The organism is Flavobacterium sp. ENC, from assembly GCF_020991415.1.
In the GTDB taxonomy this organism is placed as follows: Bacteria; Bacteroidota; Bacteroidia; order Flavobacteriales; family Flavobacteriaceae; genus Flavobacterium.
In genome coordinates, this window is record NZ_JAJMOY010000007.1 from 131,140 (window position 1) to 157,524 (window position 26,385).

23 protein-coding genes are annotated in these 26,385 nt (G+C 35.1%); 15 read left to right on the forward strand and 8 right to left on the reverse strand.

The features are described from left to right. The first annotated feature begins 199 nt into the window (after positions 1-199). From LPB89_RS17825 to LPB89_RS17855, 7 genes are all read left to right on the forward strand, one after another. A complete protein-coding gene (locus LPB89_RS17825) occupies positions 200-370 on the forward strand; it encodes a hypothetical protein (RefSeq protein ID WP_230703043.1) in 171 nt (56 codons plus the stop codon). Between the two features lie 60 nt (positions 371-430). Beyond that, a complete protein-coding gene (locus tag LPB89_RS17830; protein WP_230703044.1) occupies positions 431-1,954 on the forward strand; it encodes a DEAD/DEAH box helicase in 1,524 nt (507 codons plus the stop codon). 55 nt (positions 1,955-2,009) lie between these two features. After that, positions 2,010-4,199, forward strand: coding sequence for a hypothetical protein (locus LPB89_RS17835; protein WP_230703045.1), 2,190 nt, complete (start codon positions 2,010-2,012; stop codon positions 4,197-4,199). 159 nt (positions 4,200-4,358) lie between these two features. Then, positions 4,359-4,643 (forward strand): hypothetical protein, encoded by a 285-nt coding sequence (locus LPB89_RS17840; protein ID WP_230703046.1) that lies wholly within the window; start codon positions 4,359-4,361, stop codon positions 4,641-4,643. 260 nt (positions 4,644-4,903) lie between these two features. Further along, positions 4,904-5,869, forward strand: a complete 966-nt coding sequence (locus LPB89_RS17845; protein WP_230703047.1) for a glycosyltransferase family 2 protein — start codon at positions 4,904-4,906, stop codon at positions 5,867-5,869. Further along, on the forward strand, positions 5,869-6,858 hold the full coding sequence (locus tag LPB89_RS17850; protein WP_230703048.1) for a UbiA family prenyltransferase: 990 nt from the start codon (positions 5,869-5,871) through the stop codon (positions 6,856-6,858). The genes LPB89_RS17845 and LPB89_RS17850 overlap by 1 nt, the downstream gene beginning before the upstream one ends. Beyond that, complete coding sequence (locus LPB89_RS17855) at positions 6,855-7,535, forward strand: hypothetical protein (protein WP_230703049.1); 681 nt, start codon at positions 6,855-6,857, stop codon at positions 7,533-7,535. Before LPB89_RS17850 ends, LPB89_RS17855 begins: the two co-directional genes overlap by 4 nt. A gap of 26 nt (positions 7,536-7,561) precedes the next feature. On the opposite strand, the gene LPB89_RS17860 is transcribed toward LPB89_RS17855, so the two are convergent. After that, positions 7,562-8,431: a Wzz/FepE/Etk N-terminal domain-containing protein gene (locus tag LPB89_RS17860; RefSeq protein ID WP_230703050.1), complete on the reverse strand. Its 870-nt coding sequence runs from the start codon at positions 8,429-8,431 to the stop codon at positions 7,562-7,564. A 229-nt stretch (positions 8,432-8,660) separates the two neighbouring features. Further along, complete coding sequence (mnmE, locus tag LPB89_RS17865) at positions 8,661-10,061, reverse strand: tRNA uridine-5-carboxymethylaminomethyl(34) synthesis GTPase MnmE (protein WP_230703051.1); 1,401 nt, start codon at positions 10,059-10,061, stop codon at positions 8,661-8,663. Between the two features lie 195 nt (positions 10,062-10,256). Between mnmE and LPB89_RS17870 the strand changes: the two genes are divergently transcribed. Together LPB89_RS17870 and LPB89_RS17875 are read left to right on the forward strand one after the other, a co-directional pair. Next, positions 10,257-11,090 carry a universal stress protein gene (locus LPB89_RS17870; RefSeq protein ID WP_230703052.1) on the forward strand — a complete coding sequence of 278 codons (834 nt, stop codon included), beginning with the start codon at positions 10,257-10,259 and terminating at the stop codon, positions 11,088-11,090. 68 nt (positions 11,091-11,158) lie between these two features. After that, the gene (locus tag LPB89_RS17875) at positions 11,159-12,931 is read left to right on the forward strand and encodes a DNA mismatch repair protein (protein WP_230703053.1); all 1,773 of its coding nucleotides are present in this window, start codon (positions 11,159-11,161) and stop codon (positions 12,929-12,931) included. Positions 12,932-13,115: 184 nt separating this feature from the next. Here LPB89_RS17875 and LPB89_RS17880 read toward each other — a convergent pair whose 3' ends face one another. From LPB89_RS17880 to LPB89_RS17905, 6 genes are all read right to left on the reverse strand, one after another. Beyond that, positions 13,116-13,745, reverse strand: coding sequence for a DsbA family oxidoreductase (locus LPB89_RS17880; protein WP_230703054.1), 630 nt, complete (start codon positions 13,743-13,745; stop codon positions 13,116-13,118). Positions 13,746-14,295: 550 nt separating this feature from the next. After that, positions 14,296-15,414 carry a DNA polymerase III subunit beta gene (gene dnaN / locus LPB89_RS17885; RefSeq protein ID WP_230703055.1) on the reverse strand — a complete coding sequence of 373 codons (1,119 nt, stop codon included), beginning with the start codon at positions 15,412-15,414 and terminating at the stop codon, positions 14,296-14,298. A 107-nt stretch (positions 15,415-15,521) separates the two neighbouring features. Then, positions 15,522-17,207, reverse strand: a complete 1,686-nt coding sequence (gene gldG, locus LPB89_RS17890) for a gliding motility-associated ABC transporter substrate-binding protein GldG (RefSeq protein WP_230703056.1) — start codon at positions 17,205-17,207, stop codon at positions 15,522-15,524. Beyond that, complete coding sequence (gene gldF, locus LPB89_RS17895; RefSeq protein WP_230703057.1) at positions 17,207-17,932, reverse strand: gliding motility-associated ABC transporter permease subunit GldF; 726 nt, start codon at positions 17,930-17,932, stop codon at positions 17,207-17,209. The genes gldG and gldF overlap by 1 nt, the downstream gene beginning before the upstream one ends. Before the next feature lie 104 nt (positions 17,933-18,036). Then, complete coding sequence (locus tag LPB89_RS17900) at positions 18,037-18,333, reverse strand: putative quinol monooxygenase (protein WP_127336357.1); 297 nt, start codon at positions 18,331-18,333, stop codon at positions 18,037-18,039. Positions 18,334-18,499: 166 nt separating this feature from the next. After that, positions 18,500-19,327 carry an S-adenosyl-l-methionine hydroxide adenosyltransferase family protein gene (locus LPB89_RS17905; protein WP_127336815.1) on the reverse strand — a complete coding sequence of 276 codons (828 nt, stop codon included), beginning with the start codon at positions 19,325-19,327 and terminating at the stop codon, positions 18,500-18,502. A 184-nt stretch (positions 19,328-19,511) separates the two neighbouring features. On the opposite strand from LPB89_RS17905, the gene LPB89_RS17910 reads away from it, so the two are divergent. From LPB89_RS17910 to LPB89_RS17935, 6 genes are all read left to right on the forward strand, one after another. Beyond that, positions 19,512-20,462: a PhoH family protein gene (locus LPB89_RS17910; RefSeq protein WP_127336356.1), complete on the forward strand. Its 951-nt coding sequence runs from the start codon at positions 19,512-19,514 to the stop codon at positions 20,460-20,462. A 157-nt stretch (positions 20,463-20,619) separates the two neighbouring features. After that, positions 20,620-21,321, forward strand: coding sequence for a hypothetical protein (locus tag LPB89_RS17915; RefSeq protein ID WP_230703058.1), 702 nt, complete (start codon positions 20,620-20,622; stop codon positions 21,319-21,321). Between the two features lie 15 nt (positions 21,322-21,336). Next, positions 21,337-21,561, forward strand: coding sequence for a DUF1801 domain-containing protein (locus LPB89_RS17920; RefSeq protein WP_230703059.1), 225 nt, complete (start codon positions 21,337-21,339; stop codon positions 21,559-21,561). Positions 21,562-21,838: 277 nt separating this feature from the next. Beyond that, positions 21,839-22,669 carry a Cof-type HAD-IIB family hydrolase gene (locus LPB89_RS17925; RefSeq protein WP_230703060.1) on the forward strand — a complete coding sequence of 277 codons (831 nt, stop codon included), beginning with the start codon at positions 21,839-21,841 and terminating at the stop codon, positions 22,667-22,669. A 251-nt stretch (positions 22,670-22,920) separates the two neighbouring features. Next, positions 22,921-25,266 carry a prolyl oligopeptidase family serine peptidase gene (locus tag LPB89_RS17930; RefSeq protein WP_230703061.1) on the forward strand — a complete coding sequence of 782 codons (2,346 nt, stop codon included), beginning with the start codon at positions 22,921-22,923 and terminating at the stop codon, positions 25,264-25,266. Between the two features lie 139 nt (positions 25,267-25,405). Continuing rightward, a complete protein-coding gene (locus LPB89_RS17935) occupies positions 25,406-26,362 on the forward strand; it encodes a phosphoribosylaminoimidazolesuccinocarboxamide synthase (RefSeq protein WP_230703062.1) in 957 nt (318 codons plus the stop codon). Positions 26,363-26,385 lie beyond the last annotated feature (23 nt).

The following is a 26,385-nucleotide window of genomic DNA, read 5'->3' on the forward strand; positions in this document are numbered from 1 at the left end:
ATCCATACAAATTTTAATGGCCTTACTTTCACATTCAATGAAGGCGGAAAACAATTAAAACGACTTAATATAATATAAAAAACAGAATGGAATCATATAAAGTGTTGGCATATAGGTTATTCTAATTTAGTATTATGAAAAAGTATTGTCAGCAACGATACGAAGTAATACCAATTAATAACCCTAAAACTAAAATCATATGTTTAAGAAAGGTCAGTATGTCCAGCAGGAATTTGGCAATCAGGTCATGAAAATTATTGGATTTGAGCCTGAATTCATAGAAAATATAATTACCCAATGGGAGGATGAGGAAGGGACTATCGTGACGGGAAAATTTATGGAATCGCAACTCGTACTGGCAGAGCAGTAAAATAAAAAAATCAATTAATTAAAGGTGTTTGTCCAAATCACTATATAAATCAAAGCACAAATGAAAAACAATCCACAAACGTATACCTCTATTTATACGTATCAGGAAAGAGATATTGACTGCATTTTTGAAAAAGTAGAACAAAACTCCAAAAGTAAGCTTTTATACCAGTTGCCTACGGGCGGAGGTAAAACGGTTGTCTTTTCAGAAATAGCCAGAAGATTTATAGAGCAATATGGCAAAACCGTAGTAATTCTAACTCATCGCAAGGAATTATGTACCCAGACTTCGGGTGTATTAAAAAAGCTCGGAGTACAAAATGCGACCATTACCAGTACAAGCGGCAATTTTAAACCGGATTATGAATGTTATGTTGCAATGGTTGAAACACTTCGCAACAGGATAAAATCAAAAAGAATAAATCCCCGCGATGTAGGTCTTGTCATTATTGATGAGGCACATCATAATTCTTTCCGGAAGCTATTGGGAAGTTTTAAAAAAGCGATTGTCATAGGTGTGACCGCCACACCATTCAGTTCTGATATTTCCAAACCCATGAAACAGCACTATGATACGCTTATTACAGGTGAAAGTATTGGTTCGCTGATCCACGAAGGTTTTCTCGCAGAACCGCATTCTTTTGTTGCTGAGGTCGAGATCAATTCATTAAAAACAGGAATACATGGTGATTTTACGGTAAGTTCATCGAATGCACTGTACAGCTCACCTGCCATGCAGGAATTATTGCTAAAGGCCTACAGAGAAAATGCCTTTGGAAAAAAGACACTCATTTTTAATAATGGAATCGCAACCTCATTAAAAGTAATGGAAACTTTTGAGGCAGCCGGGATTCCGATCCGGCATCTGGATAACAAAACAACTGACGTGGAGCGGAAGGAAATCCTTAAGTGGTTTAAGAAAACAAAAGATGCGGTACTTACTTCAGTTTCAATTCTCACTACAGGTTTCGATGAGCCAACCGTTCAGCATGTAATACTCAACAGGGCTACGACATCCATCACGCTGTATCACCAGATGATTGGCCGTGGTGCGCGCAGGCTTCCGTTAAAGAAAACCTTTGGAATTACAGATCTCGGAAATAATATTCAGCGTTTTGGAGAATGGGAAACACCAATAGACTGGCAATTTGTTTTTGAAAAACCGGATGCATTTGCCAAACAGCTGCAATATCATGCCGTTGGAAATTCGTCTGTTCAGTCTCATGCTATGTCACCTGAATTACGCGCTAAATTTCCGAATACACTTGAAATGGCTTTTGATGTTGAAGCAACCTATCAGGAAGTTATAGATACGGAGAAGAAACCTAAAACAGTCATACAGGAATCCATAAGACAACAGGCAAAAATGTGTATGGATAATGCTGAAACACTATCGGAAGCCATCGCCCTTGCCGAAGCATTACAGCCAGAGATACAGTGGAGGGTAAAAGAATATGTAAAATGCCTTGACCATGCCAGCAAAAATTATAAGGACTGGCTCATCGAAGACTATCAGAACCGTCTAAAGGGACTTATTATTAAATTGTTTTCAAAGGTAAAATCCCCTTTAGCCGGAATAATATAATTCAGACAATCACAGATATCTAAAATTTATAGTAATTTATTAAAACAACTAACTTATGCATACTATTTCGCCCTGGGCTGCTACTGTGCATGCCGATCTGGAAAACAACACCGTAATTTGGGAAAAGAAATGTAAAGAGTATACTTTTCAGGCTTTTAATACCGGTGATTCGATATGGATTGTTGCCCATTGGCCTGACCGTGGTAAAATGGCTTTTCGGGCGGCATTCGGGATGAACAGCTATTTTGAGGTGACCAATTTACTGGACGACGGAGAATTGCTGGTGATCAATTTAGAAACGAGGCTGGGGAAATACGAGGTCTGTGTTACTTTTCCTGATAGTGAAGCGCCCTTATTACATTATACAACCTCCTTTACGGCAGCGATGCCGCTTTTAATTCCTTTTTGGCCACGCGATATTATTGCCGTGACACAACAGGGAGATGTAGAAAACACCAATGGAAAAATACACATGAATCAGACGGGTTCGAGATCAGGAATCCTTTTTGCAAGTGTGACCAAACCCAAAACCGGTTCTGTTTTCTATTTTCAGAACCTTACGTCCATTAGTCCGTATTGTGAAGTCACGCAGACTTCCCTGGCTGAAACAGTTGGCGGAACGTGGCCGGAGATCGGTTTTCAGCTTCCTGTGACTAACGAAAAACCCCTGCCTTCAGATAAAGCTTATATTATCTCTGATGCCTATGTGTTGTTTTCCGATACAATTATTGATAACGAAATAACCGAAACGCAGCAATTTTTAAATAATCTGGCTCAGGTTTATAAGGTACTTCCTCATCCGGAAATTATTTATCATCACTGGCCTGAGATTACACAAAACTGTCTTACGGATCTGCACCAAAGTAAAGGATGCTGGACGCAGACGAAAGGCATGTCATACCTGAATGCGTACTTATGCGACTATGATACCCCTGCAGAAGTTATGGTACAGCTGGCAGTACTGATGCCTCTCAATGAATTGAAAGACTGGTATGGAGAAACGCCTCCTGTTTACCCTGATCTGCTGAATGCAATAGATTCTTTTTACGATCCTAAGATCAAAACCATCAACCGCTGGCTTCCGGAACTTGTGGAGCAGCTTGATAAATCGGAGGAGCAAAAGAAGGAAATGGTTATGGATTCGTGGTACCTGCACCATCCGCTTATGAATCTTGCAAGACTTGCACTGAATGGCGAAAAAAAGGCAGAGGAACTTCTTTTGAAATCCATAGATTTTGCCATAAAAGTGGCTCATCATTTTGATTATCAATGGCCGGTATTTTATAAAATGGATACCCTGGAGATCGTCAAAAAAGAAACCGTACCGGGAAAGGGCGGTGAAAAAGATGTACCGGGATCTTATGCACATTTAATGCTGCTGTTATTTCGACTGACAGAGGACAAACGTTATCTGCGTGAAGCTGAAAAAGCAGTAAAAAAGCTTGTTGGCTGTGGTTTTGATATTCTGTATCAGGCCAATAATACAGCTTTTGCCGCCGGAGCGCTGTTAGAATTGCATAAAATTACCAATAAACAAGAGTATCTTGATTTGAGTTATGCCTGTCTTGCCTGTCTTTTTAAAAACATGCAGATTTGGGACTGCCAATACGGATATGGTAAAAATTATCCCAATTATTTTTCTGTATTTCCCCTCAATGACGCTCCCTACACGGCTGCATATGAAGAAATGGAAGTCTACGCAGGGCTTTCGGAATACCTGATACAGTCGGAATCAACAGATGTGCTGCTCTCTTTAAAAATTTTAATACCGGAATTTTTAAAATATGCCATAAGCCGGTTTCCTTATTATTATCCGACAAAGTTATCTCAGGAAATGATATCTGATGAGGTAAAAACGGGTGAAATTGTAAAAGATCTTTGGATTCCGCTCGAAGACTTATACAGCGGATGGGAAAAAAGCGGTCAGGTAGGGCAGGAGGTCTATGGCGCAGGAGTAGGTTTTGGAGTATTGACAAGGCAATATCATAAGATTAAAAAGGAAGAATTTTTATTATTCTCCGATTACCCTGTAACGAACGTCAGAAAATCAAAACAGACCCTAACTTTTACTGTTTTAGGAACTGATGGTTTTGAGTGCAATCTAAGAATTTTAATTCCGAAAAAAATAACTTTAAAAATGGAAGTTTCCGTACAAAAAAATAAAATTCTTCCTATTGAAAAAACAGCTGAACTGGTTTCTTATAAAATTCCCGGAGGAAGCACTGTAAAAATGATATGGCAGTAGTATTCCCTGCGATGCTTGAATATTTGAAATATTAAGAGTTTTAGTGTTGATATGTAGATAGTTATGTTTTTAAAATTGTAAATATTGAACTAAAATTATATAACTTTTTGGACAGCTGCAGCTGTATCTTTGATAGTAACCTAACTTAAAAAAGAAATTATGAAAACGCTAATTAAAACCACATTGCTTCTTATTGTTTTGGGAACCGCACTATCCTGTAAAAAAAATCAGCCTGTTACAGAAGATCCTTATGCAACAAGTACCGATTCTACAGAAACCATTATCGATACCATTGGACCCAATTCAGATACAACAACTGTAAACGGAGCGGGAACTACAGGTGCGACCGGAGAAGGTTCAACCGGTTCAGGATCTGCCGGAACACAGCAAAAAGGAACTACCAATATAAACACAGATTCTACAAGTACTAAGAAAGGCAGATAAAGGTGCTGCCCTGGTTGATTATTAATGTTTTTAGACCTGCAGTAAGCAATTGCTGCAGGTCTATTTTGTTTTTAAGGATCGAAAAGTTTAATGATAAAAACCAATTTATAAGCAGGCGGTAAAGATGAAATGGGTGATGCAATCTCAAAGTTTAGAAGCTAATTCTACATAAAATTAATTTTTATTTGGATATCTAAATAATTGATTAGATTTGCTTTCCGTAAACCAAAGGCATTTCCAAACAAAAAAACATTTAACCATTGATCAATACTAGTTATTCTCCTCTTGTTTCGGTTATTATTCCTACTTATAACCGTTCTTATTCTTTACAAGCCACCATTACGGCAGTTTTAAGCCAAACCTATAAAAACATTGAAATTATTATAGTCGATGATGGTTCAACCGACGATACAAAAGATTTAGTTTCAGGTTATGGGGATAAGATTCTGTTTATTGAAAAGGAACATACGGGGCAGGCTGATACAAGAAATGTAGGTCTGAGGTATGCCAAAGGAGAAATTATCGCTCCTCTTGATTCGGATGATATCTGGCAGGATCAATATCTCGAGAAAAGTGTTGCCTATATGCTGGAAAATAATTTAGACTTTTTTTTTTCAAATTGGGAGCATAATACTATCGAAAAATACCATGCAAACGTTTTTACCGCTTTTCTGAAAAATAAAAGTATTCCCAATATAGGTTGTTATGTTTTTGATTACAGAGAATTTAGAAAAGTTTTATTAATTGATTCTATTGCTCCAAGCTCTGGCTTAATCTTGAAAAAATCCTCGATACCTTTTGGGTGGAATTCTAAAGTGAATATAGGGGATGACTGGGTATTACAACTTGAAATAATTTTTAAAAATCTAAACTGCCGTGTTGGTTTTACTAAAGAAGTTTTTTGGAAAAAAAACAGGGATGCCAGCAATATCAGTGATGGTCGAAAAGGAGTTGCATTCAGAAAATTACATATTGAAGATTTAGATCTGATTCTTTATAACTTTAGTTCGTATCTGGACAATCAGGAACGTAAGATGATCAATCTGAAAGTTTTTCAAAATAAAATTTTAATATCGTACATGTTGCTGTTGAAAGGTAATTTTGGCTTAGAACTTAAGGAACTTTTTATTGATAGTGTTAAAGAACCGCAATTGTTCCTTAAAGCACTTACAAAGGGGGTTCATAAAGAAATTTCCAGAAATATCCAATTTACTCCTAAGAATTAATGACTTTTTTTAAACATATTAGAATAGGCACCTGGTGGTTTAAATTACCACCTTTCCTGGTGTTGATTTATTTGTATTTTATAAAAGAGAATATAAATGATTTCGGTCAGGAAATTTTTCTGGTCTTATTTCTTATACTGGGAATAATAACTATTGCTGTATTTGCCAGCTTAATTAATAATTATTATGATCAGGAAGATGATCTTATAGCCGGAAAAGAAAATAAAATGATTAATCTTAGCCAGAATTATAAGTATATAGTTTTAGGAAGTGCTTTTTTTACCGGAATTATATACTCTGTTTTCCTGTTTCCTAATTTTTATGCTTTGGTTTTTTACTGGTTAAGCTGGTTTTGTTTTTATATGTATTCTGCCAAACAATTTCGGTTAAAGGAAAAAACATACCTTGGTGTTATTTTTGACGGATTGGGATCTCAGTTTTTCCCCACTCTTTTTATTTTTTCTTTTTTATACAACGGGGACATCGGCAATCATTTAGTATTGATAATTAGCGGAAGTCTTTGGATGACATTTTCGTTCGGGATGCGTTCGTTAATTATTCATCAATATGATGATTGTGATAATGATATAAAAGCAGGTGTTTCTACTTTTGTAAACAGCACGCCTCAATTGTCAAAAAGTTTATTTCAGGGATTTGTTTTGTTTGTGGAAATTATAGCGTTCATAATATTTATGTGGGCAATAGACTGGCAAATTTTTGTGTTTCCGATTTTAATGTATGTTTTGCTGCTCCTTGTTTTTAAAATCATGTTTAAAATGAATTTTTATTTTTTTAAACCTCTGCAGAGTCAGAGGGCGAGAAGTTTATTTTTTGATTTTTATATCACAATTCTTCCTCTTGCACTTTTGGTATTTCTTACTTTTAAAAATCATCAAAATGGAATACTATTGATCGTTTCAATTTTTTTATTTAATGTGCCTACTTTGTTGAATGCAATGAATTTTTTAAAGGTAAAAGCAATAAAATGAAATATATTAATGCATTGCTAGGATTATCGGGTGTATTGTGCTGGATTTTTGCCTATATGCTTATCGCTTACAGGGGAGTAAAGGATAAAACCTATGGCATCCCTCTCATACCACTTGCTTTTAATTTAGGATGGGAATTTGTTTTCTCTTTCTGCTTTCCGTTCAATGTATATGCGCAGGTTACAAATGCACTCTGGTTTTTCTGTGACCTGGGTATTGTCTATACGTATTTTAAATACGGGTACAGTTCTTTTAATGCCTTTTACGGCTTAGAAAAGAGACAGTGGTATTTGATAAGTGGATTTGCTTTTTTGATTGGTTTTTTATTTAATTTTCTGGGGTATAATTTTTTTTCTCAGTATTTAAGTCAATTTCCTTCTGCAGAAATACCTGTTTTTTTAGCATGGATGATACTTTTGATTACTCCCGTATGTATGTTGGCTATGTTTCTTCAGAGAAAAAATTCACAAGGTCAGTCGTTTATAATCATTGCGAGCATGATAATCGGTAATTTTTTCTTTATCCTGCAGTTTTTTCTTCATCCCTTTTATTACAAATGGAGTAATCCTTTTCTGGTACTAATTGTTACCGTTAGTGTAATTATTGAACTTTATTACGCAAAATTACTATACAAACAATTACTTAAAGAAGGTATAAACCCCTGGAAAAGATTCTAATTTATCTTTTCACTTTTGGTAATGATTTAATTTGAAGTAAGGAGTATTTTGTAATTATGATTCCTTAAAAAAGCGATAATAATTCCAATCAGGAAACCGGCAACAAATAAGGCAAGAATTTCTGGTATTGAAGGTTTGTTGCTGTTTAGAGGAGGTTGCGCTTTCTCTAATATTTGAAAAATTGGTGTGTCCTCTTGTATTTGTAGTTTCATTTGTATAGTTGAGGCTTGCAGATTATCCTGAATTTCCTTTGTCAAATCTTTGCTTTTTGTTGAATCTGTAGAAAATTCTTTTTGCAAATTTTCAATAAAATGTAATTTTTTCCGGGCTTTTTCAGTACGATATCTTGTGATGTAATTGATTAGGTATGTTGTTGTAAAGTTGGCCATATCCGCTGCAACCGAAGGGTCCGGCATGTTTACTGTGACTAAAGTAATATTATTCTTTTTATTAGTACTTACCGCAATTCTTTTTTGAAGAAAAAGGTTATTATTTCCCAAATTGTCATCGCAATACGATTTTAAACTTATTTCTCTATTGTTTTTTGTTTTTACCTTCCTGCTTAAGACATATTGGTAAAAGTCATTTGTGTGAAGTATTTCGGCGTAAAGATCCGGGCTGGTTATCTCGGTATTGTACAGATCAATATTGCTATTATATTTTTTTAATAATTGATAGATTCCAGCCATCCCATTTGGTGCTTTATAGGAAACTTCAGGCATTATTTTACTGGTAGCAGTATATTCGTTGGGAATACTTAAGATATAAAAAAGCCCAATAATTGGAAATAGGGCTGTAAATGCTAAAATTATTTTATATTCCCTCTTCAAAACAACGATTAGTGAATTTAGATTAACTAATATAAATTCATTGTTTTTTTGGTCTGTTTGCGTCATTTTAAAGTAAATTTTATATATCTGGAATATTATAAATGTTAGTAATACTGTTATTAACAACTAAGTATATATAAGCCAAAGATGATAAAAAAAAACTTCTATTCTATAATAATATTATTTTTTTTCTCTTTGCTTAATTATAGCTCTGCTTATAGATTTATACCTAAAAAAATAATATAGAGAAAAGCATTAAAGTATGATTTATTAAGGCCTTTTGGATGTCTAAATTCTATTTTCCAATACAGAAATTAGCAAAGATATTCCCCAGTAATTCATCATTGGAAACCTGGCCGGTAATAAGTCCAAATTGGTATAAAGCTTCGCGAATATCAAGAGCCATAAGGTCGCTCGATAGATTCGTTTCAAGACCAAACTTTACTTTTTGTATTTCATCTAATGCTTTTAGTAGCGAATCATAATGTCTTGTATTTGTAACAATTGTTTCATTATTTCGAAGAGCTCCAGTATTTACAAAAGAAAGCAATTCATTTTTCAAATCCTCAACACCAATTTTCTCTTTGGCTGATATCAGTAAAAGTTTTGCATTTAAATTCTCCAGTTTATCTGTAATATTTGAAACTTCATCAACAGATAAAATATCTTTTTTATTAACAACAATTAACAAAGGTTTTAAAGGATATTTATTCTTAATTTGTTCAATTTCAGAAACAAATTCAGAACTCGAAACCTGAAACTTCAAACCATCAAATAGATAAATCACTACCTGTGCCTGTTCTATTTTTTCGAAAGTCTTTTTAATTCCGATGCTTTCTACAATATCCTTTGTTTCCCTAATTCCGGCTGTATCGATAAACCTGAAACCGATTCCGCCAATGACTAATTCATCTTCTATTGTATCACGTGTAGTTCCCGCAATATCAGATACAATAGCGCGTTCTTCATTAAGTAAAGCATTAAGTAAAGTCGATTTTCCGACATTCGGTTCTCCTACGATTGCGACCGGAATTCCGTTTTTAATAACGTTACCAACCGCAAACGAATCAATTAAACGTTTCAGGACAAATTCAATTCGGTTTAGCAGTTCATGAAACTGACTTCTGTCGGCAAATTCTACATCTTCCTCCGCAAAATCCAGTTCCAGTTCAATTAGGGAAGCGAAATTCAAAAGTTCTTCTCTTAGTTTTGCAATTTCATTACTAAAGCCGCCACGCATTTGCTGCATGGCAATCTGGTGAGAAGCTTCATTGTCTGATGAAATTAAATCGGCAACAGCTTCCGCCTGAGACAGATCCAGTTTTCCGTTTAGGAACGCTCTCAGGGTAAATTCTCCGGCATCAGCCATTCGGCAGCCTTTTCTCAATAACAGCTGAATAATTTGCTGTTGGATATAAGTGGATCCGTGACAGGAGATTTCTACGGTATTTTCGCCTGTATAAGAGTTAGGCCCTTTAAATACAGAAATCAAAACTTCATCAAGCGTTTTAGTGCCGTCAACGATATGGCCTAAATGCAGTGTATGAGTTTTCTGCTTCGTTAAATCTTTGTCTTTAACAGATTTAAAAACAGCGTTTCCGATACTAATCGCATCGGAGCCTGAAATTCGAATGATGGCAATGGCACCGGCTCCCGAAGGTGTGGCCAGAGCAACTATAGAATCTTGATTTATCATGAGGCAAAGGTATAAAAAAAGGCTCGAAATTACGAACTCCTGGTTGGTGTGCTTTGTTGTATTTACAAACTGGTTTTTTGCATTTGAAATCCTTTTTGAATTAAAATATTAAATGTTAAATTACTGATAATTGTCAGGTTAGTTTGATTTTAGAATGATTAAATTTGAGAGAACAACTTATAAAACTGAAACAAAATGAAAAAGATATTATTTCCAACCGATTTTTCCGAAGCCGCAACGAATGCCTTTGTTCATGCTTTGGAATTTGCTAAAATTGTCAACGCCGAACTTATTTTGCTGCACACCTTTGAGATTCCGGTTTATGACAGCCAGTTCTTTCCGGAAAATTATGCTTCGATTTACAGTTCAATTGAATTGGCGAAATTTGAGATGTTCAAAGATGAAATACCAAAACTAAGAACCATCGCCATGGAACGGAATTTAGAAAATATCGTCATAAAACATCGTCTGATGGACGGAGATTTACTTTACAATTTAAAAAATGCCGTTGAAGAAGATAAAATTGATTTTGTAATTATGGGAACAACCGGTGTTTCTGACTGGACCAAGTTTTTCCTTGGATCGAATACCAGTTCCGTAATTTCCGGGGTAGAAGTGCCTGTTTTATGCGTTCCCGCTGATGCTAAATTTAAAAAAATCAAAGTAATCGGATTTACCACCCGTTATCGTGAAAAAGATAAAAAAGAATTGAGGAAAGTATTAAATATCGCTAAAAAAACCAATGCCAAAGTAAAAAGCCTCTACGTTAAAACCTCTGACTCTGATGTCTCTGAAAGTACCGTTAAAGAATGGGAGAGAGAGTTTGCAGGTGAAAATGTGGAGTTCCTGGTTTTGCCAGGCGATGAAGTAAAAGAAACAATTCTGGATTTTGTGCTTTATAAAGATATCGATGTTTTAGCCATGATTACACATAAACGTTCTTTCTTTGAAAGCTTATTTGATTCCAGCTTTACCAAAAAGATTTCAAAGCAAGTTCCTGTCCCTGTTTTGATTATGCACGAGGATTAATTTCTGTACATTTTGAAAGCTGATTATGGGGTGTAAAAGCTATATTTGTATTTCATCAAATCAAAAAAATGGATTTCTACAAAAATAAGCTTGCCCAGTATTCAGAACTTTTAAAAAAGATCAATAAAAGATACAACAGCATTAGTATTTTACGCCTGATAAGTGTTTTTCTTTGTTTGCTATTCCTGTTTTATTATATCAAAACAAATGAAATACTCTATGTAGTTTTTGCTTTTCTGTCTTTTGTTGGTTTTATTTTTTTAATGAAAATACATTCCGGGTTATCTTTCCAAAAACAGCTTACAACGGCTGTTTTAAAAATTAATGAAAATGAAATTGCTTTTTTAAAAAGAGAGAAACTGCCTTTTGAAGATGGTATTGAGTTTAATGATTTTCATCATCCTTATGCTTATGATCTCGATATTTTTGGGGAACATTCTTTATTTCAGAACCTAAACAGAACCGCAACCTTTATCGGAAAAAAAACGCTTGCAAATCAATTGTTGCATACGCTGCCAGACGAAACTATTTTAGAAAATCAGGACGCCATAAATGAATTAAAAACCAAAATCGACTGGAGACAGGATTTTTTGGCTTTAGCCATTATTAGCAATGACTCAAAAAGTTCTTATGATTCAATAATACATTGGAATTCATTTAAAAATAATTCCTTACCTAAAGTATTAGTTGCATTCTCTTTTTTGTTGCCAATATTGTTTTTTGGAATTTTAGCAGCTTACTTTTTTACTTCAAATACGTTATTGTTGTCTTATCTGACTTATGTTTTTATAGCGAATATGATTGTTTTAGGACAGTCGTTTAAGAGAATTCAGTCTGAGATTGCAAAAGCAGATAATGTTGATAAAGTTATTAAGCAGTATAGCCTGCTTGTTGAAAAAATTGAAAAAGAAACGTTCCGGTCCAAAAAGTTAGTTGACCTGCAACAACAATTAATTTTTAGAAATGCAACGGCAAGTGTTCATTTAAAGCAGTTATCTGAATTGTTTTCCCGAATGGATACCATTAACAATTTTGTAACGGCAATTGTTTTTAACGGAACTTTTTTATTTAATCTCCATGTTCTCAAAGCACTTTTGAAATGGAAAGATAATTATGCTGCCGAACTCGAAAAATGGATTGCAATTATTGGAGAAGTGGAAGCATTAAACAGTCTGGCCAATCTGGCTTATAATAATGCTGATTTCGTTTTCCCTGCAATCAATTCCGAATATAAGATCAGTTTTAAAAATTTAGCGCACCCTTTATTGAATCCGGTAAACAGGATAGGGAATGATACCCATTTTTATCCGCAATCCTTTATGATTTTAACCGGCTCGAATATGTCCGGTAAAAGTACTTTTTTGAGAAGCCTAGGTGTTAATATGGTTTTAGGCGGCATAGGTTCTGTAGTCTGTGCTTCAGAGGCTACTATTCATCCACTGCCCGTATTGGTATCGATGCGATTGTCGGATTCTCTGGCGGATAGTGAATCGTATTTCTTTGCTGAAATCAAGCGTTTAAAACAAATTATGGACGCGCTGGAAAATCAGCCCGCATTTGTTTTGCTGGATGAAATTTTAAGAGGAACCAATTCTGATGATAAGCGAAACGGGACTATTGAAGTAGTAAAAAAGATAATTGCCAGAAAAGCAATCGGAGCAATTGCAACGCACGATATTGAAGTTTGCCTGACGACTAACGAATATCCTGAGACTTTAACCAACCAGTGTTTTGAAGTCGAAATTCAGAATAACGACTTACATTTTGACTATAAACTCCGCAGCGGAATTTGTAAAAATAAAAGCGCCACTTTCTTAATGCAGAAAATGGGAGTGATTTGATTTTAGATTTTTAGATTTTTGGATTTTTAGATTTTTGGATGCTCATATACGGATGTAATTTTGGAAAACAGTCCATCAGGCAATGCTTAAGTAAGTTTTTCACCTGCTTTTGTTTAGAGAACTTACAACACAAAGGAAATAATCTAAAATTCTAAAAATCCAAATATCTAAAAATCCAGATTTATCACTTCAGTACTTCTCTAATCGTTTGTACAAAAGTTTCCACGGGCTGCGCTCCCGAAACGGCAAATTTTCGTTCAAAAGCGAAGAAAGGAACCCCTTGTACTCCGAATTGCTGTGCTTCCATGATATCGGTGTGAACGTCGCTTAAAAACAGATTTTCATTTTCAAGGACTTTTAAGGTTTCCGCTTTATCCAGTCCGGCTCTCTCAGCTAATTCAAGTAAAGTTGGTCCGTCATTTAAGTCTTTCCCATCAGTGAAATACGCCTTAAAGAAAATCTCTTCCATTTCGTCGCCTAATTTTTTAGTTTTAGCCAACTGAATGATTCGATGCGCTGTGAAGGAATTGGAGATCACAACTTTGTCAAAATGATAATCCAAACCAACGCTTTTTGCGCGTTCTGCGACACTTTTATGCATTTCTACAGATTGTTCCACTGACATGCCTTTTCGTTCCGCCAGGTATGTAAAAACATCTTTTCCGGGCTGGGGAGAAATAGTGGGGTCCAGTTGAAAACTTTTCCATTCAATTTCAAATTCATCATTTGGAAATTCAGCTAAAGCTGTTTCCAGTTGTCTTTTTCCGATATAACAAAACGGACACATGATGTCCGACCAAATTTCTATTTTCATATAACGAAGTTAAAAAAAAATGTTTCAGGTTTCAAGTTTTAGCTTTTCAAAGTTTCAAGTTTCAGGTTTTATTGAATAATAAACCCGACAGGTTTAAAAACCTGTCGGGTTTAATTGTTTCAGGTTTCAAGTTTCAGGTTGCTAGTGGTGATATTATTAATCGCAAAGTTCGCAAATTTTTTTCAGGTTTGTGTTTGCAGGTCAAGAGCGCAAAGCTTTGCGTTCTTAACCTTGCAGTCCTATACAAAAAAACTTTGCGAACTTTGCGGTAAAAACCCGCACAAACCTAATCGCATTTCAACCTGAAACTTTGAAACTTGAAACTTTGAAACTTTGAAACTTTGAAACTTTGAAACTTGAAACCTGAAACTTGAAACTTTGAAACCTGAAACAAAAAACACCCCCCAAATAAAAAACCGCAAATCTTAAAAAAAGAATTGCGGTTTCTAGGTATAAAAAATGGTTGGTTAATAGCGATATTTTTTTTTACAATGATATGTCTTTAATTCGAAACTAAAAAAGATCCCTGTAACAAAAAGAAGTTTTGATGTTAACTATTTAACATAACAGGCATTACCAGCATGGTAACTGTTTCTCCTTCTTCCAAACCATCCACCGGAGTCAAAATCCCGGCTCTGTTTGGTAATGACATTTCCAGCATAATCATATCGGACTGCAGGTTGGTTAACATTTCAGTTAAGAAACGGGAATTAAAGCCAATTTGTAAGTCATCTCCCTGATAATCACAAGTCAGTCTTTCTTCAGCTTTGTTCGAGTAATCGATATCTTCAGCGGAAACATTCAATTCTGCTCCTGCAATTTTTAATCGGATCTGGTGTGTTGTTTTGTTCGAGAAAATCGCCACACGACGTACAGAACTTAAAAATAAAGAACGGTCAATCATTAATTTATTTGGATTTTCTTTTGGAATTACCGCTTCATAATTTGGGTATTTTCCATCAATAAGACGACACATCAGGATGTAATTGTCAAATGAGAACGTCGCATTGGAGTCGTTATATTCAATTTTTACTTCAGCATCTGAACTTCCCAAAATACTTTTCAGGATATTCAGAGGTTTTTTTGGCATAATAAAATCAGCCACCTGAGATGCTTTTACATCGGTACGGGCATATTTTACTAATTTATGGGCATCGGTAGCAACGAAAATCAATCCTTCCGGTGAGAACTGAAAGAAAACGCCTGACATTACAGGACGAAGATCATCATTTCCGGCAGCAAAAATGGTTTTACTTACTGCAGTTGCTAAAACTTCAGCAGGAACTACTGTTACAGACGGGTCTTCCAGGTTTACAGCTTTCGGAAATTCTTCTCCGGCAGCATAGGCCAAAGCATATTTTCCTGAGTTTGAACTAATTTCTACTGTATTGTTATCTTCAACTGTAAAAGTTAAAGGCTGTTCCGGGAATGTTTTTAAAATTTCAAGCAAAAGCTTTGCAGGTACAGCTACGCTTCCTTTGCTTGTAGAATCGATAGATAAGGTAGCCGACATGGTAGTTTCAAGGTCTGAAGAAGAAACTGTTAACTCATTATTGTTTAGTTCAAATAAAAAGTTGTCTAAAATGGGTAACGTATTGTTACTGTTGATTACACTACCTAAAACTTGTAATTGTTTTAATAAGTACGAACTCGATACTATAAATTTCATCTGTTTTGTTTTATTTTTTTGAAAATACTTTAGTTCTTTTAAAAACTAAGATAGATTTTACAAATATATCGTAAACAATCTTAGTTTCGTAATTTTTTTATTAACATCTATTTGCTGTATTTCCTTTTACGGAAGTAGGTAAATGCAAGTCCGAAAACCAATAAAATAAGAATTGGAAGCCCGATAGTTATGAATTGCGTAAGGCTGTAATTTTCATAAACTTTTTCCTTATCCAGTAATGGCAAATCCAGATCCTTGCTTCTAATGTTAATAAGTCCGGTATCATCCAGTAAATAATTGATACAATTCATCATAAAATCTTTGTTGTCATAAAGATTCCCTGTACGCTGATCATAGCCCAATTCTACCGGCATCCTGTTTTTGTCCAATTGATTCCTTGCTAAGTCGCCATCCGATATCACAATCATTTTGGTTGGTTTTCCTTTTGCCAGAAAGTTGTTTTCCTTGAAAGGTAAAATACGGTTTTCAAAAGCAGAATGAAAAGATCCTTCCAGTAAAACCGAAAGCGGTAAATTTCCTTTGCCTGCATAATCCTGAGGCGAAGTTTTTTCGGAAACAACATTCAAACTGATTTCTGCCGGCGTTCCGATGAATTTTGAATACTGTGATGATTTTAGTAAAACCGTTTTTTTAATCCCGTTTTTCAAAGTATCTATCGGACTCGCAAAATCGAATTTAATTCCGCCTAAATTTTTAACAATAGGGTTTTGGCTGTCCGGGTAAACCAGTGGTGCGAATTTCCATAGAAAATCCTGATATTGTGTCGCGCTTCCCTGTTCTCCGGTAGCCAGTTTTATAGGGCTTCCGTTTTCGTCTTTTACCAAATCCGGATTGATTCTGAACCCGTATTTGAAGAACATATCGTTCAGGTTTAAATCTCTCGGGTAGGCCAACGTAGCGCCGGACTGATTGTATAAACTGTCCATGTCAGCTGCCACCTGATCAATGAGCCAGAGTGTTTTTCCGCCATTCATGATAAACTGGTCCAAAACCTGCTTTTCTTCATCAGAAAAAGTTTCGGTTGGTTTTGAAATAATCGCTAAATCGTATTTTTCCAAAGCTTCTAAACTTCCTGTTGGATTTTTGGCAACAGAGTCCAGTGTAAAAGGGCCGATATAATAGCTTTCGCGAATCTGCATAAGCATTTTGGCGATGTGGATTTCATTTATTTCACCGTTTCCTTTTATAATCGCAACCTTTTTCTGTTTGTCTTTGGTGATCTTATTGATGGCATCGGCAATCGAATATTCTAAGTGCTGAATAGACCCAATTACTTTTTGTGTGGTCGAAGCACCCATTCTGTTTTTCAATAAAGGAATATTTACTTCTTTATTGTTGTACACTGCAATAGCCCATGGAAATACCATTGCCTGCGATTGTTTTCCTTTGTCGTCTACTGTTATGTTGATTGGCGTAAGGCCTTTTTGGTACAATGATTTTACAACACTCATGCTTTCTTCTTCATTCTCCATCGGATTTACGAATTCAAAAACAATATTGTTGTTGTAGGCCTGGAATTCTTCCAGTAATTGTCTGGTTTCTTGTTGTAAACGTCTGAAATCAGCAGGAAGATCCCCCTGCATATAAATCTTGATGGATAACGGGTTTTTGACTTGTTTTACAATATTTAAAGAGGTTTCAGACAGAGTATATCGTTTGTCTTTCGTTAAATCAAATCGGTGGAAATATAAGCTTCCCAGTACATTTAAAACAATTAAAACGAAAACCGTAATACCTAATGTTCGGATATTTTGTTGCGTTGCTGTTTTCATTAGGCTTTAAAAGATTTTAATTTATAAACGGTAAAAGACAGGAACAAAACGGTAATGCTCAGGAAATAAATAATATCGCGTGTGTCGATTACACCCCTGCTCATACTTTTAAAATGATCCTGCATTCCAAATACTGAAATAAAACCTGAAAATCCCGGTACTAATGAGGCCACAGCTTCAAATCCGAAATAAAAGATAAAACATAAAAAAACCGCAATGATAAAAGCCACAATCTGGTTTTCGGACAGGGTAGAAGTGAATATTCCTATTGCCGAATAAGCGGCGATTAAAAACAACAATCCAAAATAAGAGCCTATCGTACTTCCCATATCGATATTGCCTTCCGGAAAACCTAAATTCGAAATTACTTTTACGTAAATAAAAGTCGGAACAATTGCCAGGACGATTAAAAATAAAGATCCTAAAAACTTTCCGTTTACAATTTCCCAGATTGATAAAGGTTTGGTTAAAAGCAATTCCAAAGTTCCTTGTTTTTTTTCGTCAGAGAAACTTCTCATCGTAACGGCGGGAACGAGGAAAATCAAAATCCACGGCGCTAAGGTGAAAAACGGAGTCAAATCCGCATATCCCGTATTCAGAATGTTATAGTCTCCTTCAAAAACCCATAAAAATAGTCCGTTGCTGATCAGGAAGACGGCAATGACCAAATAGCCAATAGGAGAGCCGAAAAAGGATTTTATTTCCCGTAAAATGATTGATTTCATGTATAACGTTTATTCGTTTTTATTTGTTTAATCGTTGATTTGTTTAATTGTTTCAGGTTTCATGTTTCAGGTTTGCAACTCAGACTGAAAACCGCGACTGCCAACTATTCCAGGCTCACCAGCTTATCCACGCTCCAAGCTTCCGGTTTCGCGTTGAATAATTGTTTGGTAAAACTCCAGACGGAATTAAAAAGTTCCGATTGCCTGTAATTTTCTAAATCAGCTTCTGTTTCCCAATAACTATAGGTAAAAAAGATGCATTTGTCATTTTTGTCCTGGTACAATTCTAAAAAACGGTTTCCATTTGCTTTTCGTATTTTGTCTTTGACGGTTTCGAAATTTTCCAGGAAATCCGGAATCCGGTCTTCGTGAAAACTCATTTTTACAATTCGAACAAACATCTTTATAATTTTAGATTTTAGATTGCTGATTTTAGATTTTTAATCTCTAAAGATTTACAGGTGCGCAAAAATACCAAAATTGATTGTTCTTTTTAGTAAAAAAATTAAAATCCAATAATGAAATTCCAAATTCCAAATTTCACGCATTTTTTAATCTAAAATTTCCCTAAGAAAACTGAACGGTAATCACATCCCTGTAGTTCAATCCAAGCAAACTATTGGCAGAACCCACTTTAGAAGGATTGCTTCTGAAAATAGCGATTTCCAGAAAACCGGCTTCGTTAAAGATGGCCAGTTTTTCTCCCTCATATGTTTTTATCGGATATTTTTCAGAGGTAGCGATAGCCGAATAAGCGGGCAGTATTGTTTTGATATTTTTTGGTTTCATCACAATCTCATACTTACGGCCTTTTGCAACTTCCAGAAACTGCTGTTTGGAGATATTGGTGACAATGTTCCCAAAGTGATCAATATAGATGACATATCCTTTTAGCGAATTTCCATCGTTTGACACCACTGCCTGTAATTCGTTTATTTCTTTGATTCCGGGAATTTCTTTTCCAATCACATTCAGTAATCCGCCTTTTGCGATGTGGCAGGCGACTTGTATAAAAATATCCAAATCCGTAGATTCTGACGGGAAACGATCGTGAATATTTATGGCAACAATTTTTTGCGGGACTATTTTTTGCGTGAGCATACTCAGGATACCGTTGTCGGCACAAATAAAGTAATGATCGTTCCACTGCATGGCAATATGCTGGTTCTCTTTATTGCGTTCAATATCGACTCCGATTAAGTGCACGGTTCCTTTCGGGAAACTCAGATAAGACGCTCCAATAATGTAACTTGCTTCAGCAGTGTTAAATGGGTCAACGTCATGTGAAATGTCAATAATTACAGCTTCGGCAAACTCTGATAATATTTTACCCTTTAGCGAACCAACAAAGTGGTCTTTTAAGCCGTAATCGGTAGTAAGGGTAATTATTGACATCATTTTGTTTATAACTATTGGTAGTTTTTAAATCTAATTTTCATTAAATTTGAGAAATGCAAAGCTAAGAATAGTAAAGTCATAAATGCAAGAAAGAAAAGACAATTTGCATTTAACGATATAAATTACCCGACAGCCAATTGATTAAAAAAAAAGATTTAATTTTAATTTAAAACTATCTCATTTGAACGAAAGAATAATCGAGCTAATAGACATTGCGCCAAAAGAGTTTTGGGGCGCTCAGGACAGCCATCTGGAAATCATTAAAAAGTACTATCCAAAGCTTAAAATAGTAGCGAGAGGAACGACTTTGAAAGCATTTGGCGAAAAAGAAGTTTTAGACGAATTCGAAAAAAGATTTCAAAGATTAATGTTGCACTTTACCCGATACAATAACATTGACGACAATGTAATTGAACGCGTAATCATGAGTGATGGTCAGGATGAAAAAAGATTGTATGATCATGACAAAATTCTGGTTCATGGCGTTGGGGGTAAAATTATAAAAGCAATGACGCCCAACCAGCAGCTGCTGGTAGATACCATTAAAAAAAATGATATGGTATTTGCAGTAGGTCCGGCCGGAACGGGAAAAACGTACACAGGTGTTGCAATGGCTGTTAAAGCACTTAAAGATAAAGAAGTAAAAAGGATTATATTAACCAGACCGGCAGTAGAAGCGGGAGAAAACCTTGGTTTTTTACCCGGTGATATGAAAGAAAAACTGGATCCTTATATGCAGCCGCTTTATGATGCATTACGCGATATGCTTCCGAACGAAAAACTTGAAGATTACATTTTAAAAGGAATTATTCAGATTGCGCCACTGGCATTTATGCGTGGTCGAACACTAGATAACGCTTTTGTAATTCTTGATGAAGCGCAAAACACAACCCACTCACAAATGAAAATGTTTTTGACCCGTATGGGAAAAAACGCCAAGTTTATGATTACGGGCGATCCGGGACAGGTCGATTTGCCACGAAGAACTATTTCTGGTCTTAAAGAAGCAATTCTGGTTCTGAAAGACGTTGACGGAATCGGAATTATTTATCTCGATGATAAAGATATCGTACGTCACAGATTAGTGAAAAAGGTAATTGATGCTTATAAACAAATAGAAAATCACGATTAAGTTTGTGAAATGATTTTTGCCACAAATTAGAATGATTCTCACGGATTATAAAATCATTTTAATCTTTTAAGCTGTGGCAAAAAAATAAATATTCGTTTTATTCATTCTTTTTAGAAATGTGTAAAACGAATATTTTTTTTGATAATTTAATAAAAAAATGAATAAAGTAATAATTGTAGTATTTAGTTTTTTATTTTTTGGATGTAATTCAAAAGCTCAAAATAATTCCAAAATAAATGATATTGAGAATCTTGTCATAAAAAATAAAACTAAAATGACAGGAAAGCAAGTGATATCTAATTTAGAAAATCTTAATTTTTTTAATTTAACTAATAAATCAGATTTAAAAACAGCAAAAATAGAATTTGAAAAGTCTTATAATGAATTGAGTTTTTTTGAAGGAGTAATGAATGAAGATTTAACTTTTACAGATAACAGATTTTATTTTATTGATTCTGAAACTTTATTTGAAGGAGGTGGTTTAATTCAATACCTAGAAATAATAAAACAATTATTCGATAAGCTTAATTTGAAACTTGTAATTTCTGATGAAGTTAATATTCAGACAGAAAAACATTGGACACATAAAATCAAATTAAACGGCAAAGAATATTCTGCTTACGATAGTGATTTTGGAGAATTGGATTGGGGAATAGCTTACATTAATTTTATAGAAATGCTAAATGATCAGCTTAAACTTCAAAATAGTGATAATCAATTTTATCCAATTAGTTCTGGAAACGATGGGCGAATAGTGCTACTAACAAAAGAACAATTTGAGTTTGTAATGGTCAACTATCCAAGCGATAAAAATAATCCTAAAAATATTAATGACTGGAAAAAAAAGTTTCTTTTGTGAATTATTTTTTGAAAGATGAAAGAAACAGATGATTTTTACGAAAAGCAGGAACAGCCTTTTAAAGAGGTGCTGCTTTCTTTAAAAGAAATTATCCTGCGTCAGGACAAAGACATTACCAATGTGCTGAAATACGGAATGCCCTTTTTTTGTTACAAAGGAAAAATGTTTTGCTATTTATGGATTCACAAAAAACTCCAACAGCCTTATATCGGAATTGTAGAAGGAAAACATTTTGATTAACCTTTTTTAATTCAGGAAAGCCGATCGAGAATGAAAATCATGATGCTTGATTTTTCAGAGGATTTACCTTTGGAAACGATCGAAATTATTTTGCAGAAAGCCTTGAATTTATATAAAACGGGAATTATTAAAGTATAAATTAGCAATAATTTACTTTTTGAAGAAATAGTTAAATATATAATAAACTTGCGTCATTTTAGGCTTTCAGGGCTTCTAATCTTTGCTCAACTGGCGGCAAAACCTTAAATTTGCACATCATAAATACCTGACCCTTAATATGACAAAATTAAAAAATATAAAAGTTGTTATAAGTGACCTTGACGGAACTTTACTCAATCCACAACACAGAATATCAGAATATACAAAATCCATTTTTCAGGAACTTCACAATCAAAATTACCTTATAGTTGTTGCAACCGGCCGTCATCATCTCGATGCAATGGCGATTATACAAACGCTTGAAGTCCCGGTTTATCTGGTAAGTTCCAACGGAGCAAGAATCCATTCACCCGAAAAAGAACCGCTTTTCGCCTTTAACCTGAGCAGTGATGTGGTGAAAGCAGCCTTAAATGTAGAGATAGACCCTGAAATTACCGTAGTTTTATTCAAGGAAAATGTTTGGCAGACGAATAAATTAAGTGAAAAACTAAACAGTTTTCAGGCAGATTTAAAATACCTTCCCGAATTGGTTGATTATAAAACGCTGGAAGATTTTGGTGCCATAAAAATATTCTTTTCCCATGACGATCATGAAAAACTGGTAGCATTGAAAGATGCGATTTTAGAAAAATCGTCCAGTGAATTGCATCATGCTTTCAGTTTACCGACCTGTCTGGAATTTATGGATAAATCTATCGATAAAGCTGTGGCGATTGCTACGGTTTTAGAAAAAGAAGGTTTTACGATGGATCAGGCAGTTTCGTTTGGAGACGGATTTAATGATGTTCAGATGTTATCTGCGACCGGTAAAGGTCTGATCATGGGGAATGCACCGGCTTTGTTAAAAGAAACGTTACCGAACTTAGAAGTCATTAAGACGAATGCTGAAGATGGTGTGGCCAGATATATTGCGTCAAGAATTCTCGATAAGGAATTTGCAACAAGCTAATTTTAAATGATATAGAAACCAGACTGATGGTTTTATTTTATAAACTGCTAATCAATTGTCTATCAATTATTAGCAGTTTTTTTAATTAGGACAGGAAAGAGAGCTACAATTGTTTTTCTGAAAAAGGAGCTCTAAATTTTAAACCGTTTGATTTTTAGTGATTGAATTCAATTGAATTGGGAAGCAATGGATAAAAACATTTTTTTAATTCTTTTCAAAGTGTATTTTTGCTTTACTAAAAAATAACAATTATGATTAAAAATACCTTTATCCTTGCTTTTTTAATTCTTTCCATAACATGCAACAGTCAGACTTTAAAGTTAGAAGAGATCATGAAAGGAGAATCTTTTATTGGTAATCAGCCCACAAATGGAAGATGGTCCCCGGATGGAAAAAAAGTTTATTTCGAATGGAATCCGAAAGATGAACTGGGTGCCAGTACTTATGCATGGCAAAAAGGTTTTTCAAATCCCGTACTCGTTGAACCAAAAGAGGCAGTTTTTTCCAAGTTTGATTTTAAAAGAAAATCAGGATCAGACATTGCTTATTATACAGATAAAGGAGGATTGTATTCCTATACCATTAGCTCGAAATCAGTAAAAAAGTTATACCAGCAAAACAACCCGATTTCTGATCTTGCATTAGGAAGCGAACCCGGAATTGTATTTTTTGAACAAAACGGAAATATCTTCAAATACAATAGTAAAGAAGGTACCGTACTTCAAATTACTAATTTCACCAAAGGAATTAAAAAAGAAAAAACGCCGGAAAAAGATAGTTTCCTGAAAAACCAGCAAAAGGAATTATTTCAGTTTATAAAAGATAAGGAAGCCAAAAAACAATGGAATTTAGCTAAAAACAAAGCGGTTAAGTCCGATTTTGCAAAAGAATACTTTTACGGGAAAGATAATTTAGTTAGTATTAAAGCAAGCCCGAAAGGAAATTATGCTACGTTCAGTTTAATAGAAAATAGTGAGGTCAGACAGGAAAAAATGGAAGTTTTTATCACTGATGACGGTTATAATCAAACTCCTGACACTAAAGAAAAAGTATCGACGGCTAATCTGGTAAAAACGCAATTTGGAATTTATTCCGTGACCAAAGATTCTGTTTATTTTGTGAATTTTTCAAAACTGAGTCATATTCAGGATGTTCCGGAATATTATAAAACGTATGATAATCTAAAGAACAAAGAGAAAGAAGACAAGCTAATTGTTGCACTTTCCCCTGTTTATAACGAAGACGGATCATTTGCCATTACAGAAATAAGAAGTCAGGACAATAAAGACCGATGGATTGTGAGCCTAAACCTGGAAAATGGCTCTTTTACAGAAATTGATCATCAGCACGACGAAGCCTGGATTGGCGGACCGGGAATTCCATCGTACTCTTTTGAGCCGGGAAACCTTGGTTTTTTAGCCGATAATGAAACCGTTTATTTTCAGTCAGAAGCGACAGGATACTCACATTTGTATACGTACAATTTGAAATCGAAAGTAAAAAATCAGCTTACAAAAGGAAATTGGGAAGTTCGTGATCTGACGTTATCGAAAGATAAAAAAACATTTTATTTAACGACCAATACCACGCATCCCGGAAACAGGAATTTTTATAAATTAAATACTGCAGATGGTATTCTGCAGCCCATTTTAACAAAAGACGGAGCTCATGAAGTAATAGTATCTCCGGACGAAAAAACACTTCTGGTACGCTATTCCTATAAAAATAAGCCCTGGGATTATTATGTAGCCGACAACAAAAAGAATACCGTATTACAGCAAATTTCTTCTTCAACATCGGAAAGTTTTAGAAAGTACCAATGGAGAGAACCTCAGGTTATTACCTTCAAAGCAGAAGACGGAACTCCTGTAAATGCAAGGTTGTATACACCAAAGACAGAAAATGCAAATAAGGCAGCAATTATTTTTGTGCACGGAGCAGGTTATTTACAAAATGCACATAATTATTGGAGCAATTATTACAGGGAATACATGTTCCATAATTTGTTGACGGATTTGGGTTATACCGTTTTGGACATTGATTACAGAGGAAGTGATGGTTACGGGCGCGATTTCAGAACCGGAATTTATCGCTTTATGGGTGGAAAAGACCTGTCTGATCATCTGGATGGTAAAAAATATTTAGTGAATAATTTAGGCATCGATCCTAATAGAGTAGGGATTTACGGAGGTTCTTACGGAGGATTTATTACTTTGATGGGAATGCTGACTACTCCCGGAGAATTTGCTTCGGGCGCAGCTTTGCGTTCCGTTACGGACTGGGCACATTACAATCACGGCTACACCGGAAATATTTTGAATTTTCCGGAAACAGATCCGGAGGCCTTCAAAAAAAGTTCACCAATTTATTATGCAGATAATTTGAAAGGCAATTTAGTAATGCTCCACGGAATGGTTGACGATAATGTGGAATACAAAGATATTGTACGCTTATCACAGCGTTTTATCGAATTACAGAAAAAAAACTGGACACTTGCTTCTTTTCCTGTAGAATCACATGGCTTCAAAGAAACATATTCCTGGATTGACGAATACAGCAGAATCCTGGATTTGTTTAACACCACACTTTTGAAGTAGTCTTCAGTCGCAGTTTTCAGTCGCAGTCGCAGTCACAGTTTCCAGACTGAAAACTGCGACTGAAAACTGAATACTTTTTTTGCTTCCTCTTTTAATTAGTTTTAAATTTGCATTCATAAAACAACACAAACAAAGCATAATGAGCAATACAATCACAACTACAAATTTTAATTTTCCAGATCAGAAATCAGTATACCGCGGAAAGGTCAGAGAAGTTTATAACATCAACGACGAACTTTTGGTAATGGTAGCAACCGACAGATTATCTGCTTTTGATGTAGTTTTACCAAAGGGAATTCCGTACAAAGGCCAGATTTTGAATCAGATTGCTACAAGATTCATGGAATTGACGGAAGATATTGTACCAAACTGGCTGATTGCTACTCCGGATCCAAACGTGGCGGTAGGACATTTATGCGAGCCTTTTAAAGTGGAAATGGTCATTCGTGGTTATCTTTCAGGTCATGCCGCACGCGAGTATGCTGCAGGAAGAAGACAAATCTGCGGGGTAACAATGCCAGAAGGTTTAAAGGAAAATGATAAATTCCCGGAACCGATTATTACGCCAACAACAAAAGCGGATAACGGTTCTCATGACGAAGATATTTCCCGTGAAGCTATTTTATCGAAAGGAATTGTTTCGGAAGAAGATTATATTGTTTTAGAAAAATTTACAAGAGATTTATTTCAGAGAGGAACTGAAATCGCTGCTGATCGCGGTTTGATTTTAGTAGATACCAAATACGAGTTCGGAAAAACAAAAGATGGTGTTATTGTTTTAATTGATGAAATCCATACGCCGGATTCTTCCCGTTATTTTTATGCTGACGGATATCAGGAAAGACAGGACAAAGGGGAGGAGCAAAAACAATTATCAAAAGAATTTGTACGCCGCTGGTTAATCGAAAATGGTTTTCAGGGTCAGGATGGACAGCAGATTCCGGAGATGACAGATGCTTATATCGAATCGGTTTCAGAAAGATATATTGAGTTATACGAGAATATCTTAGGAGAAAAATTCGTAAAAGCCGATATTGCTAATATTGATCAACGTATTGATAAAAACGTATTAGATTACCTTTCGACTAAAGCGTAATTTTCGGGTTTAAACTAACTATT